The 13,550-nt window shown below is 41.2% G+C and carries 15 protein-coding genes; 12 read left to right on the forward strand and 3 right to left on the reverse strand.

The window, feature by feature from the left end; translation table 11 throughout:
- Positions 1 to 131: 131 nt before the first annotated feature.
- On the reverse strand, positions 132 to 347 hold the full coding sequence (locus QNN06_RS05365) for a spore germination protein (RefSeq protein WP_213118455.1): 216 nt from the start codon (positions 345 to 347) through the stop codon (positions 132 to 134).
- A 217-nt stretch (positions 348 to 564) separates the two neighbouring features.
- Between QNN06_RS05365 and QNN06_RS05370 the strand changes: the two genes are divergently transcribed.
- On the forward strand, positions 565 to 1,452 hold the full coding sequence (locus QNN06_RS05370) for a YitT family protein (RefSeq protein WP_213118454.1): 888 nt from the start codon (positions 565 to 567) through the stop codon (positions 1,450 to 1,452).
- 476 nt (positions 1,453 to 1,928) lie between these two features.
- Here the strand turns inward: QNN06_RS05370 and QNN06_RS05375 are convergent, their stop codons facing one another.
- Positions 1,929 to 2,717 (reverse strand): HAD family hydrolase, encoded by a 789-nt coding sequence (locus tag QNN06_RS05375; protein ID WP_213118453.1) that lies wholly within the window; start codon positions 2,715 to 2,717, stop codon positions 1,929 to 1,931.
- A gap of 252 nt (positions 2,718 to 2,969) precedes the next feature.
- On the opposite strand from QNN06_RS05375, the gene QNN06_RS05380 reads away from it, so the two are divergent.
- Positions 2,970 to 3,341 (forward strand): MerR family transcriptional regulator, encoded by a 372-nt coding sequence (locus QNN06_RS05380; RefSeq protein ID WP_213118452.1) that lies wholly within the window; start codon positions 2,970 to 2,972, stop codon positions 3,339 to 3,341.
- A gap of 15 nt (positions 3,342 to 3,356) precedes the next feature.
- Positions 3,357 to 3,668, forward strand: a complete 312-nt coding sequence (locus QNN06_RS05385; RefSeq protein ID WP_213118451.1) for a thioredoxin family protein — start codon at positions 3,357 to 3,359, stop codon at positions 3,666 to 3,668.
- A 468-nt stretch (positions 3,669 to 4,136) separates the two neighbouring features.
- Here QNN06_RS05385 and QNN06_RS05390 read toward each other — a convergent pair whose 3' ends face one another.
- Positions 4,137 to 4,997, reverse strand: a complete 861-nt coding sequence (locus QNN06_RS05390) for a polysaccharide deacetylase family protein (protein WP_213118450.1) — start codon at positions 4,995 to 4,997, stop codon at positions 4,137 to 4,139.
- Between the two features lie 355 nt (positions 4,998 to 5,352).
- Between QNN06_RS05390 and QNN06_RS05395 the strand changes: the two genes are divergently transcribed.
- From QNN06_RS05395 to QNN06_RS05430, 9 genes are all read left to right on the forward strand, one after another.
- Positions 5,353 to 5,910: a DUF4240 domain-containing protein gene (locus QNN06_RS05395; protein ID WP_213118449.1), complete on the forward strand. Its 558-nt coding sequence runs from the start codon at positions 5,353 to 5,355 to the stop codon at positions 5,908 to 5,910.
- 4 nt (positions 5,911 to 5,914) lie between these two features.
- Positions 5,915 to 6,442 (forward strand): hypothetical protein, encoded by a 528-nt coding sequence (locus QNN06_RS05400; RefSeq protein ID WP_284037182.1) that lies wholly within the window; start codon positions 5,915 to 5,917, stop codon positions 6,440 to 6,442.
- Positions 6,382 to 6,510: a VanZ family protein gene (locus QNN06_RS31360; protein ID WP_481819258.1), complete on the forward strand. Its 129-nt coding sequence runs from the start codon at positions 6,382 to 6,384 to the stop codon at positions 6,508 to 6,510. Before QNN06_RS05400 ends, QNN06_RS31360 begins: the two co-directional genes overlap by 61 nt.
- A gap of 233 nt (positions 6,511 to 6,743) precedes the next feature.
- Positions 6,744 to 7,442 (forward strand): GntR family transcriptional regulator, encoded by a 699-nt coding sequence (locus QNN06_RS05405; protein ID WP_284037183.1) that lies wholly within the window; start codon positions 6,744 to 6,746, stop codon positions 7,440 to 7,442.
- A gap of 144 nt (positions 7,443 to 7,586) precedes the next feature.
- Positions 7,587 to 8,555 (forward strand): aminopeptidase, encoded by a 969-nt coding sequence (locus QNN06_RS05410; protein WP_284037184.1) that lies wholly within the window; start codon positions 7,587 to 7,589, stop codon positions 8,553 to 8,555.
- A 104-nt stretch (positions 8,556 to 8,659) separates the two neighbouring features.
- A complete protein-coding gene (locus QNN06_RS05415; RefSeq protein WP_284037185.1) occupies positions 8,660 to 9,766 on the forward strand; it encodes an extracellular solute-binding protein in 1,107 nt (368 codons plus the stop codon).
- A gap of 31 nt (positions 9,767 to 9,797) precedes the next feature.
- Entirely contained in the window at positions 9,798 to 10,907 is a 1,110-nt protein-coding gene (locus QNN06_RS05420; protein ID WP_213118445.1) for an ABC transporter ATP-binding protein, read from the forward strand.
- Complete coding sequence (locus QNN06_RS05425; RefSeq protein WP_213118444.1) at positions 10,871 to 11,803, forward strand: ABC transporter permease; 933 nt, start codon at positions 10,871 to 10,873, stop codon at positions 11,801 to 11,803. Before QNN06_RS05420 ends, QNN06_RS05425 begins: the two co-directional genes overlap by 37 nt.
- Positions 11,803 to 12,588 (forward strand): ABC transporter permease, encoded by a 786-nt coding sequence (locus QNN06_RS05430; protein WP_213118443.1) that lies wholly within the window; start codon positions 11,803 to 11,805, stop codon positions 12,586 to 12,588. Before QNN06_RS05425 ends, QNN06_RS05430 begins: the two co-directional genes overlap by 1 nt.
- The last annotated feature ends 962 nt before the right edge of the window (positions 12,589 to 13,550 follow it).

Consider the following 13,550-nt stretch of genomic DNA (forward strand, 5'->3'; position numbering starts at 1 on the left):
CAGAGGGACGGTTCTCGTGCATCAATTTAGGCGTTTTAGGAATCTGCGGCACCATGAATGAACATGGACCATGAGCCGGCATCGTAGAAATAGAGCATGAGAACCGTCCCCATGCATCACCCAATGTACCACTAGGAATCCTGGCCTGAGTTTTCGTTTGAAACGGTAATGGTGCCGTTATTTATATTTGTGAATGTGCTTGAGGAACCATCTCCGAAGCTGAAATTGCCGCCGATTATGGTGTTGTTGGAGGTATGGCTGTTTTGGGTGGTTCCTTCAAAATTAATGTTTGCATTATTTGAGAGTGCTTGTACCTTAAATCGGCCGATATTGATTGAGGACGACATTTCAATCACCTTCCTTGCTTCATTTTATTTTGAGGGAAGGGTTGTGATTGTCCACGTGCCTAGAATTAGTCCGACAAGGGAATATTATGTTACAAATAGAAAGGCGGCTTTTTATTTTGCTGCCTTTTTTTGTGCTAATGAGAGGTTTGTTTTGGAAAAAATCTCATTTCTTTTGGTATATTAATATAAGGAAAACAATGAAATAGGGAGGAATCATATGGATACATCTGTAGAAAAAAAGAAATTAAATCATAAAGGATTAACGCTTAGTAATATTGTTAGAAGGTTTTTGTTTATTACGCTTGGAGCCGTTATTATGGCATATGGGCTGGAAGCCGTGCTTATTCCAAACAATATGATTGACGGCGGGGTAACGGGCTTGTCTATGTTATTGAGTCACGTGACAACATTTAATCTTAGTATATTTTTAGTGGTTTTAAACTTACCTTTCTTTTTCTTAGGGTATAAGCAGATTGGTAAAACCTTTGCTGTTAGTATGTTGTATGGGATTATTGCTCTATCTGTGGCGACTTCTTTTATGCATCATGTCAAACCGATTGTAAATAATGAATTGCTGGCTGTAGTTTTCGGCGGTTTAATTTTAGGATTAGGAGTAGGTTTGACCATAAGAAATGGTGGGGTCTTAGATGGTACAGAAACATTGGCCATCTTAATTGAGAAGAGGGTACCATTTACTGTGGGCGAAATTATCATGTTTGTAAACGTGATTATCTTCTCGGTTGCAGCCTTTGTATTCTCTATCGAAAATGCTTTATTTTCAATGCTTACATACTATATTGCTTTCCGGACCATTGACGTTGTGGTTAAAGGGTTGGATGACATGAAATCCGTGTATATCATAAGTGACAATACCGATGAGATGGCAGAAGCTATCACTGAGCGGCTAGGCCGGGGAGTGACCTATCTGCACGGAGAGGGGTCTTATAGCGGCGAGGACAAACGCGTTATTCTATGCGTCTTCACAAGGCTGGAAGAAACAAAAATGAAAGACATCATTAGAGAAATAGATCCCCAAGCATTCATCATTGCCACAGACGTCTCGGCAGTACATGGCGGCCGATTTAAGAAAAAAGACATACACTAATGAAGCATGGGGACGGTTCTGCGTCATTCAAGCGTTTTTTTCAGAAATAAGTGTAACGATGCAGCGTTACGGAATCTGAACAGGAACCGAAGGTGAGGCAGGAGAACCGTCCCCATTCATCAATATTGAATATGATGCATGGGGACGGTCGTCCTGTCGACCTTGTGGCACCAGATCGAGAAACTGGTAGTTGATAGTCATTAAGTAGTACCGTTTAAATGAGGATTTCTAAATAGTGGTAGGGATTTAAAGAGAAAATATATATTTTATCTGGCAGGAATTATTATGGAAAGTTGAAGGTACGTCTTGCTAATGAGTTCCCTAAAGATATTGAAGGATATAGTAGAGGTAAAAATGATTTTTGTTAAAAACTTGGAACAAAGTGCAAGAAAAGCTTGAATACAAAAGGTTGCGGTGATTAACTTTCTATTTTTTTGACAAAAAAAAATGTGAGGGATCGTTATTTTAAAATAATCCTAAACCACATTTGATTTATAAAGATAACGTTCTATAAACTCAGCTAATCCATCATTTTCGTGGTGTCCAGTAACAAAATCAGCAGCTGCTTTAACCTCTTCACCAGCGTTCCCCATTGCCACACCAGTACCGACTTGACGAAGCATCTCTATATCATTCGGCCCGTCTCCAATCGCTACAGCTTCTTTTGGACTAATTCGATAAGCGCGAAGTAAGCTTTTTATAGCGGACCATTTGGAAACATTAGGAGCAAGCAGTTCAAATCCATTATTCCAATCGATGACTTCTGCTTCCTTTTTAAACAAAGCTGAAATTTTCGGGCTTGGTGCACCTGTTAGTACACTATATTTAAGAACATCTTGATAATCTGCCTGTCTTAAATCTCCAATATACCGTGGCGGGATTTGCCCAACATTTGTCCAATATTCGATTTCTTCATTTGTTTCCTTACAATAAAGTCCATCTGCTGTATGGATAATAACATTACAAGGATTATCAGCGGTCAGATGGTGGAATCGTTCTTCGTTTACTCGGACGGTTTTCATTTGCATAGGTCTTCCAGTCTCTGCATCGTGAATAGAGGCACCATTCAAACAAATCATCGGAGTTCGTAATCCAATTTCTTTATGGTAGGGTGCGGTTACTTCAAAGTGTCGACCAGTAGCTAGAAAAACCTTGATTCCCTGATTCATGAGCCTATAAATGGCTTCCATATTTCGTTGGGAAATGTTGTTTGAGGCTTTTAGTAGTGTTCCATCCATATCAATAAACATCGCACGCACATTCATTTATTCTGCCTCCTCATTCGTTGATAAACCAATCATAACATCTGATTATTAAATCCTTGTAAACTCAGTGTATAGTTTAAATGAAGTTTATTGGGAGACTAGGGATGGTTCTATGCAAGAATCATAATAGCATTCCATTAACGGGTGCTTTCCTTAAAAATTTTTATGTTTTTTTCTTAAAAAACCATTGACCTTAACATTAATGTGAGGGTTTATAATAACCATAACATCATTAAGAAGGGGGGTTCCCCAATGAAAATTAGTGAGTTATCCAGGCTAACTGGGGTGAGTGTTCGTTCATTACGGTATTACGAAGAACAAGGAATTCTAATCCCAATGCGCTTGCCAAACGGATATCGCGAATATCATGATTTGGCAGTAGAACAAGTGAACACCATTAAGTTTTATTTAAATTTGGGACTCACGATTGAGCAAATTTCTGGGTTTTTGAATTGCGTCCTGAAGAACAAAGAAGCTTTCTGTAATGAAATTCTCCCTATCTACGAAGAAAAACTGCAGGAGCTGGATCATCAAATTCGTTTGCTTACGATGATTCGCTCTAATTTAATTGAACGGATAACCTCAATAAAGGAAGAACGTACCCGTATTGATGGTGGAAATTAGAGGGAGGTTTTACAGTTGATTAAAGAATTAGAATTTCATAATTTTTATAAAGAAATTGAAAAAGGGATTACACTGGTTGAGTTTGGTGCTAAATGGTGTCCGCCATGCCGTATCCAGGAGCCTATTCTAGAGGAGTTATCATTGGAGTGGGGAGACAACATTTCAATCGCAAAGGTTGACACAGATAAAGAATCGGACCTGGCAGCGAAATATGAAGTTCAAGGAATTCCCACACTTGTGATATTTAAAGACGGTAAAAAAGTAGATTCTCTTCGAGGACTCCATTATATAGAACAAATAAAATCAAAAATAAGTAGGGTACTTTAAACCGAGAGGACAGTTTAACAGGATAATACTTACTGGTGATTGAATTGAAAATCTGCTGGGCAAGCAAAGTCAACTTTTTTGATGAACGGGGGAAAGAGTTTAAGGTCGGAGCTGTCGATTTGACAGCTTTTTCTGATTGAGCAAACGAAAGCAGGATAGATGAGATGGTCTAGCCGCTGCAGATAAATTGCACTTACTGCATAAAACAACCGAAGGCTTGGGAATCATTCCAAAAATAAGAGAAAAAGTTTAGAATTACAATAAAATTATTGCATTTCTTCTTGTGATATCCTTGGTTGTAGTAAGGGCGGGGAAGAGTTGAAACAATATAAAGGTGATGGAATGAAATAAAGCCATCTTTTAAGCAACACACTGTAAAAAAAGCGCGTGGGTGAAGTAATTTGTTTTACTGCTAACACGGGCCAGGTCCGGCACCGCAAAATGATGCAAGAGAACCGTCCCCATGCATCATTTTGATTGAATCCAATTTTTAACGTCATCCCAATCCTTGTAAGTTAAAAGTATTCTTTTCACAAAAAAAGTTGGGTCGTTTGGTTTATTTAGTCCATATCGTAATGAAAAGATAAGTTTATATCCATCATCCATTAATACTTTGTCTGTTCGAGGTGTTCCAAACCCGTAAGGATAGGCAAAGTAATCTGGTTTAGACCCAAAATGCTTCTCATATTTTTTTATGGATGATCGTGCATCCTTTTGAAAAGCATTAATGTTCTTATTTACTAAGAATGGGGGACGGCCATTAGATTTTAAATAATGCAAGTCATAGGTATGGGTTCCAACTGTCGCCAATCCCGACTTTTGCATTTCCTCGATTTGTTTCCAATCAGCCAAACTTACTCCATTATAATCTTTGTTTCCCACCTGCCCCATTATTAGGAAAACAGTAAAAGGGATTTGATAATTTTTTAAAATAGGGAATGCATTCTGATAGACAGATTCATCTACATCATCAAATGTGATAAGTACACATTTGCGGTTTGAAGGTAAAGTCTTCTTTTTAGTCATATATTCTTGTAAAAATTGCGGTGTAATAAATTCCACGTTATTACGTTTTAAATCTTTCATCTGTTGATCAAAGTCACTTTTATATATATTGTATGTTGTAAGCTGAGGGTCATTAGTAATAAATCCATTAAACTTGTCAAAAAAACTATCTTTATTAATCCTGTGGTAGGTCAGAACTGCACAACCTTGTCCGCTTAAATTTTCATGTGCTTCCACTGGCGAATTATCATGGTTAATACCGAACTTTATAACAAAAAATGCTATTAATAACGCCGCTAAAAGGAACAAAATAAATCTTTTCACAAGGTACTCCTTTTTTATAAAAAAATCTGCTGTTTATTTTTATGTAATCAAATTCTATATGTCATAATACCATTATTCTTCCAAAATGTTTTAAAATTGTCCATCCTTTTTACTATGAATCTATCTTCGAATATAACCTTCTATAAAAAATCAGGAGGAAATGTCCATAAGGAGCGGTCTAAAGGACAAACCTAGCAAAAAATTAGGTGAAAATGTCCTTGAGGAGCGGTCTAAAGGACAAAACTAGCAAAAAATCAGGCGTGGGTGTCCTTAAGATGGAGTAAAAACGAGCAGGATTTCATTGCTGCCGCCAAGAATACAACCTTTGATAGCTATTCGATTTGGAGGGATTGAAATGGATAAAATACAATTTTGGAATTTACTAGAGCAATCAAAGACGTATGAAGAAGACCAGGTACAATGGATGTCAGAGGCATTAAGCAATAAAGAAGAGGACGAAATACTGGATTATGAGTTTATTTTCCGAAGCTACATGAATGAAAGCTATCAATCACGACTTTGGGGAGCGGCCTACCTCATTATGGGAGGATGTTCAGATGATGCTTTCGATTATTTTCGAGGCTGGCTTATTTCGCAGGGCAGATTTGTTTTTGAACAAACACTGGAAAATCCTGAGTTCTTGGCAGACTATATCTCCGATGAAAATTTGGGAGAAGAAGGCGTTCCGGAAAATGAGGATATTCTGAATGTTGGATTTGATGCCTACACCTTGAAAAAGGAAGGGGATCTGGAGGACTGGGACGGGGAGTTGTATGACGAAATGTTAGACTTGCTGGTTGAAAGAGGTCTGGACCGTAATAGTGACATTGAATTTGATTGGGAAGATGAGGATGATTTAATGGAGATGTTCCCGCTATTATGGGAGCGTTTCGGAGAAAATCCATTAGGTTAAAAAAATGAAACGAAAAAACTTTTCGTTTTGGCTGGCGGCTGGACTATCCCAGCTGCTCTTTGCTGCCTTTTTGCCTGTCTGGCTAAAACTATTATCCTATCTGCATCCTGTGGTTTTAGTAGTAGTTTGGGTATACGTGAATCTGCTTGTGTATTTTTTGGTTTATTATATTCGAAAAGAATCAATCCAGCTTCCGAGGTATATCATTAGAATTGCTCTAGCAATATACAGCGTAGGCTTACTCGTTTTGTTATTTTTTCGGCCATCCTATCAAGAATATAACCAGATTAACTACATACCGCTCAAAACAATTACTTCCTTTTTTGTAGGGCATGGGAATTTTCTTGTTGCTTTTTATAATCTCACAGCGAATTTGCTGCTATTTTTGCCGTTTGGAGTGGCGGCATTAATGCATATAAAGACCTATCAAAGAGCCGGCTCTTTCTTATTTCAACTGTTGTTATCCTGCTTATTGAAACGGCACAGTACTTTTCCAAACGCGGAAGTATGGATATTGATGATTTGTTATTGAATCTAGTAGGGGTGGGGTTCGGATATTTTGTCTATCCAGTCATACAGAAAGTGATAAGGATAGTATAGTTTGGAGAAAACATTTCAAATTACTAAGGCATCAAAAATATTAAACCGTCTTTTTTCAGAGACGGTTTTTATTGTAAAATAATATAGTGAGTAAATGTGTTATTTTTGTAAAATAATAAAAATAAAAAATATTCAATATTCTATAGAATATTGTATTGACAAAATATAGGCCCAAAAATAATAATGTATTTAAGAATTATCTGAAAACGGATACATACAGAGAGGTGAAGCAGTTGAGCCAGGGTTACTTGGATCTTTCGAAAGTAGAATCAGTTGAAAGGCAGCCTTTAAATGTTAGGATCTATGAGAATTTGAAGTCCGCTATCATAAAAGGGGATTTGCAGGCAGGCAGCAGATTAACCGAGACAGAAGTGGCGAAACAAATGAAGGTAAGTCCAACGCCAGTTCGGGAAGCATTTCGCCGCTTGGCCGCAGAAGGTTTGGTGAAAATAGTCCCTTGGAAGGGGGTCGTCATCCAAAGCTTTTCCGATGAGGAAGTGAAGGAATCGTATCAATGCCGGGAAGCATTGGAGACACTGGCGATTAGGCTCGCGGTCGAGAATATCGATGAAGAGGGGATTGAAAGGGTGCGGGTATTGCTCGAACAATCTTTCGAGGCAGAAAATGAAACCGAAATAGTCCGGTTAAATTCCGAAATACACTCGGTCATCATTGAGTACGCACGAAATGCGAAATTAAAGATGCTCTTGGGTTTGGTCAGTGACGTGATTTATCATGACCGCAATATTTCTGCTTATAATTCAAGCCGAAGAGAAAAGATCAATGCCGAGCATTTAGAAATCTTCCATGCTCTGAAAGAGAAAAATGCGGACAAAGCGGAACAAGCGATGAGAGTTCATATTCAGAATGGACTCGAATATATCAATCAAGAAAACTTGTCAAAAAAGAAGGGAACCAAGTCTCCAGAATAAGGGGAAATCGTGAGAAGTACCAACCTCTCACTTTTTATTAAATATAGATTCTATAGAATATATTTTTTTAAGTACAAATTCTATAGAATATAGAAAAGTGGAAAATTTTATCAATCCAACCAGAAAAAAGGGGAGAAGAATCAGATGAAAACGATTTTGATGAGCAAAGGGGCCCGAACGATTGTAGAAGTGTGCGCGGGTGTCCAACCAAATGAACAAGTATTGATCGTGACAGAACCAAAAATGATGAATATTGCCAAGAGCATTTCCGCAGCCGTTGTCGCTGCAGGGGCAGAGCCGACAATGGCCATGATGCCGCCGCGGACCTCAGATGGGCAGGAGCCGCCAGCACCAATCGCCGCCGCCATGAAAGCTAGTGATGTGTTTATCAGTGCAGTCTATACCTCTATTACCCATACTAGTGCAGTCCGCAATGCTGTAGATGCAGGCTCAAGAGGAATCATGCTGACCCAGTTTCATGATGAAATGTTGATTGAAGGCGGCGTTCATGCTGATTTTAAAGCCGTTGAACCGATTTGCCGGGCCGTCGCCAATGCCCTAGAAGGAGCCAACGAAATTAGACTGACGACTCCTTATGGAACAGACCTTACCCTTTCCGCGACAGGAAGACGCTCAAACGCCATGCCATGTATGGTCAAGCCGGGTGAATTTGCTCCAGTGCCAACGGTTGAAGCGAATGTGTCACCAATCGAAGGATCCGCTCACGGCGTCATTGTGGCAGATGCCAGTATTCCTTACATAGGGATTGGATTGCTTGATGAACCGGTGACAGTAAAAGTAGAAGATGGAATGATTGTTTCCATTTCAGGAGGTAAACAGGCCGACATGCTGGCTGAAAATCTGGCTTCAAAGAATGATCCAAATGTTTATAACATCGCAGAAATCGGCGTTGGGCTCAATCCTAACTGTAAATTCATTGGCTCGATGCTTGAAGATGAAGGTGTATTCGGTTCCGTGCATATCGGGATTGGCACCAATATTACGTTAGGGGGAAATGTAAAAGCGGCTTGCCATTACGACCTCATTATGACCAAACCGACAGTAGTAGCAGACGGGAAAGTAATTTTAAAGAATGGGGAAGTTCTCGTCTAAAAAAGTCGGAATCTTTTGAAGGGACTGACTTTTGTAAGCGTTCGCTGCCTATTGGAAACGGGATGAATTTTTCAAATTAGAACTGATATAGGGGGAAATTTACGATGAAAAGAATGTTTAGTGTAGTTATTCTTTTAATGGTCATGATGCTGGCAGCCTGTGGTGTTCCAAACCCTTCTTCTAAAGAAACAAGCAAGGAAAGCGGTACGAAATCAGAACCGCAAACAGAGACGAAAGAAATTACGATTGCAGCCAATGGTGGAAAAATTGAAAAGTTAATCCGTGATGATTTGGCGCCAAAGTTTAAAGAAAAGTATGGTATTACGATTAATTTTGTAGCCGGTTCTTCCAATGAAATATTAACAAAAGTCCAGCTGCAAAAGGATAACCCGCAAATCGATATCGCCATGTATGATTCCCCTGTAGCGGTTCGTGCTGAAGAAGAAGGCTTGACTGAGGCCATTGCGAAGGAAAGCATTAAAGGCTTAGATAGTATTGATGAACGTTATTTAATTGATGAACATAGTGTTCCTGTCTTAGGCTACTCCGTTGCGGTCGGCTATAACACGGATATTTTTAAAGAAAAGGGCTGGAAAGCAATCAGTTCCTGGAATGACCTAATCAGCTCTGATTATAAAGGGATGACAGCTTTCCCTGATGTATCCAGCAATTCAGGATTTACCATGTTTTTGAGCTTGGCAAAAGCAAATGGCGGCGGCATTGACAATATGCAGCCTGGAATGGATAAAGGGAAGGAATTAGCTGCCTATTCCGATACGTTCTATAAAAACTCAACACAGATTCAACCGGCTATGCAGCAGGGCGCGGCCGTGACGGTACAAGCCAGCTATACGATCGCAGGCTTACATGATGCCGGTGTTCCGGTCAAAATGGTGATCCCAAAAGAAGGGGCTCCATTGCAAGCGATCGTCGCGACAGTCGTGAAGAATTCTAAGAACAAAAAGGCTGCTGAAGATTTCATTAATTTCATGGTAACAGAGGATTCTCAGAAGAAAATCGCTGAAATTGCCTTCTATCCGGTAGTGAAAAATGTAAAACTCCCTGAAAACTACGATTCTATTATCGGTTTTAAAGATAGCGATCCTGTCTATAAACCTGATTTCGCCGGCATCGCCAAAATTCAACCGGAATGGACCGAAAAGTGGACGAAGGAAGTGACTCCTGAGCTTGGGAAAAAGGTGAAGAAGTAATTAGCATCAACGAACATAGGAGGGTTTAGTAATGACTACAAGTGATGTGACGATTCGCGGTGTCAGTAAAAGATTTGGAACAAATGTCGTTTTGCAAAATATTGACTTGGATATCAAGCAAGGTGAGCTTCTTACCTTGCTTGGCCCCTCCGGCTGCGGCAAAACTACGACTTTAAATGCCATTGCAGGGTTCCTTGATCCGGACGAGGGAGAACTATATATAAAAGGAAAAAAGATGAATGGCGTCCCTCCCTATAAACGGGACCTTGGGATGGTGTTTCAAACGTATTCTTTGTTTCCGCACATGACCGTGCACGAAAATCTTGTGTTTGGTCTTAAGCTGCGGAAGTTAAAAAAGGATGAAATGGAAAGCAGAATTAAAAGAGCACTAGAATTGGTAAAATTGACAGGCTTAGAAAAGCGGTATCCACGGGAGTTATCAGGCGGACAGCGGCAACGGGTGGCGATTGCCCGTGCGTTGGTTGTGGAACCAGAGTTATTGCTGTTGGATGAGCCGCTCAGTAACCTAGATGCCAAACTGCGCCACGAGCTTCGGGCGGAAATTAAGCGTTTGCAAAAAGAGGTCGGCGTCACCACGATTTTTGTAACGCATGACCAGGATGAGGCCCTATCGATGTCAGACCGGATCGTTGTCATGAACCAGGGAAAGATTGAGCAAATTGGCACACCGACCGAAATCTATCAAAATCCACAGTCCGAATTTGTCTTCCAGTTTATCGGGAAGTCGAATCGTTTTGAAGGATTGGTGGTAGAGGCTGACGCTGACCATACCGATATCGAAATTGAGGAAGGCTGGGTCATCAAAACGAAAAAAGATAATGTCATCGGCAAGGACCGAACATTCCATGCTCACGATGTCGTCAATCTGTATATTAGGCCGGAATTAATTTCGATAAAGTCAGTTGACCAGGGGCTTGGGGCGGTCGATTCAGAACTCGTCCAGCAAAAGGCCGTCATCAAGCAAATGAATTATCTCGGTTCGCAATGGGAAATTGAGGTATCCGTTAAGGGGCAGCACCATGTGCAAATTATCGGACCAACGATTGAGAATTCCTGGTCGGTAGGGACGGAGGTGTTGGTGGAATGGAAAACCTCGGATATTCGCCTGACCAAAAGATGAGCACAGGTTTTAAACTGGCGCCAAAAAGAAAAGTTAACGTTTTTCGAAAATACATGGCAGCGATGCTGCTTCTTGCACCACTGCTCTTATTTATCCTTGCATTCTTTGTCGTTCCGATGATTTACGTGTTTTATTTAAGCTTTATCGAGGTGGAAGGGCTCGATGTCTCCAATGCCAGTTACAGCATTGGCAACTATCTGACGTTTTTTACAGACCCCTATTTTTTAAGATCGCTTTGGATGACGATTAAGGTGAGCGTCTATGCGGTTATCATCGCTCTTATCCTAGGCTACCCCATTGCTTTGACAATGGCGAAAAGCTCAGCCCGGGTGAGAGGCTACCTCACACTGCTTGTGGCGTCACCTTTATTGATTAGCGTGGTGGTCCGCAACTTTGGCTGGTACTTGCTCCTTGTGCCGAATGGAGTCATTGACCAATTTTTAATGGGGATTGGAATTACAGATTCCCCGTTAAAACTTCTGTTTTCTGTACCAGGGGTCGTTATCGGCTTAGCCAATTCGTTCCTGCCGTTCATGGTTCTGTCGATTGCCACAAGCCTGTATAATATCGACCCATCTTTAGAAAAAGCAAGCAGTATTATTGGCGCAAGTCCGTTAAGAACCTTTTTCACGGTGACGCTGCCGCTAAGTCTGCCGGGTGTTGTGGCCGGAATAGTTCTTGTTTTTAGTATGTCGATGAGCTCATACGTAACGCCTGCGCTGATGGGTGGCGCTAATGTGCCGGTTCTTCCGATCGTGATTTATGAGCAAATCAATACGTTATTCCGGTGGACGTTTGGTTCGGCGATCTCTTATATCTTACTCGGGGTTACGTTAATTTCTGTGACGATTTTTTCAAGGATTTTTGAAAGGAAGTTCAAGGAGGTGTTCCGATAATGAAGGGCGTAAGGATTACTGTTACCATAATCGGTTTGATTTTTCTGTTGATCCCTCTCATTGTGACCATTGGAGCATCGTTTACCACCGCAGGCTACCCGACGTTTCCGCCAAAAGGCTTTTCCCTGCAGTGGTATGAAAAAATATTGGACCGACCTGAATACATGGATGCCTTTTTCAATAGTGTCAAGTTTGCTTTCCTAGCGGCGTTCTTTTCTGTGCTGCTTGGTACCATTGCAGGCCTGGCATTGGCCAAATATGATGTGCCGGGTAAAACCTTTATCGTATCTCTGTTGACATCGCCGTTGACGATCCCGCACTTGGTCCTGGGAGCAGCGTTGTTGATTTATTTCACGCCGATGCTGCTGGCGGGCAAGCCGACTGGCTTTCTGATTGCCCATATTGTCATTTGTGTGCCCTATGCAATACGGTTTGTGTTAACAGGGTTGAGCGGCTTTGATTATACGCTGGAGCGGGCGGGGGCGGTGCTTGGCGCTAATCCGTTCGTGGTATTTTGGAAAATCACGCTGCCGATTATCCGGCCTGCGATTTTGTCCGGTGCGATGTTTGCCTTCCTGATTTCGTTTGACAACGTCACCGTCTCGCTATTCATGGTATCAACCGATATGAGAACCCTGCCGCTTGAACTATTCTTCCATATGCAGGATTCCTATGATCCAATGGTCGCCTCCGTATCAAGTATTGTTATCTTCATATCTGTGATATTTATAGTGATATTTGAAAAAATCTATGGAGTCGGAAAACTGTTTGGCGGGTCGCATTAACAAATTTGAAAAGAACCTTGGGTGCTTTTTAGCCCAGGGTTCTTTTATTGATGCATGGGGACGGTTCTTATGCATCAATTTTAAGGTTTTTAGAAATATCCGTGGAATTATGCACCAGGCACGGATCCTGAAAATGGGACACCACAGGAATGACACACGAGAACCGTCCTAGACTACTGAAAAACACTATTAGTTTTGCTTATTAAAGACAAAACCGCCCCAGCAGAAGGTCAAAATGTCTTTGATTCGGTTTATTAAAGACAAAATCGCCCTAGCTAAGGGAGAAAATGTCTTTAATAAATCCATTCTTTTTTGCCCGTGGGCGCAAGAAAAGTGTGGCACCGGTAAAAATAAGCCGCCTATTTTGCCCGTGGGCGCAAGAAAAGTGTGGGACCGGTAAAAATAAGCCGCCAATTTTGCCCGTGAGCGCAAGAAAAGGGTGTCACCGGTAAAAATAATCCGCCAATTTTGCCCGTGAGCGCAAGAAAAGGGTGTCACCGGTAAAAATAAGCCGCCTATTTTGCCCGTGGGCGCAAGAAAAGTGTGTAACTGGTAAAAATAATCCGCCTATTTTGCCCGTGGGCGCAAGAAAAGTGTGTCACCGGTAAAAATAAGCCGCCTATTTTGCCCGTGGGCGCAAGAAAAGTGTGTCACCGGTAAAAATAAGCCGCCTATTTTGCCCGTGGGCGCAAGAAAAGTGTGTCACCGGTAAAAATAAGCCGCCTATTTTGCCCGTGGGCGCAAGAAAAGTGTGTCACCGGTAAAAATAAGCCGCCTATTTTGCCCGTGAGCGCAAGAAAAGTGTGGTACCGGTAAAAATAAGCCGCCTATTTTGCCCGTGAGCGCAAGGAGTCGCACCGGTAAAGATAATCCAGCAATAATGCTATGAGCCCTAGATAAATAGAGTTCCAGCTTCTTAGGATGTATTTTCAGTGGTCTCGAACCGTCCCCATGTCTCAAGC

Origin of the sequence: Neobacillus sp. 114 (assembly GCF_030127045.1) — a bacterium.
Taxonomy (GTDB): domain Bacteria; phylum Bacillota; class Bacilli; order Bacillales; family Cytobacillaceae; genus Neobacillus; species Neobacillus rhizophilus.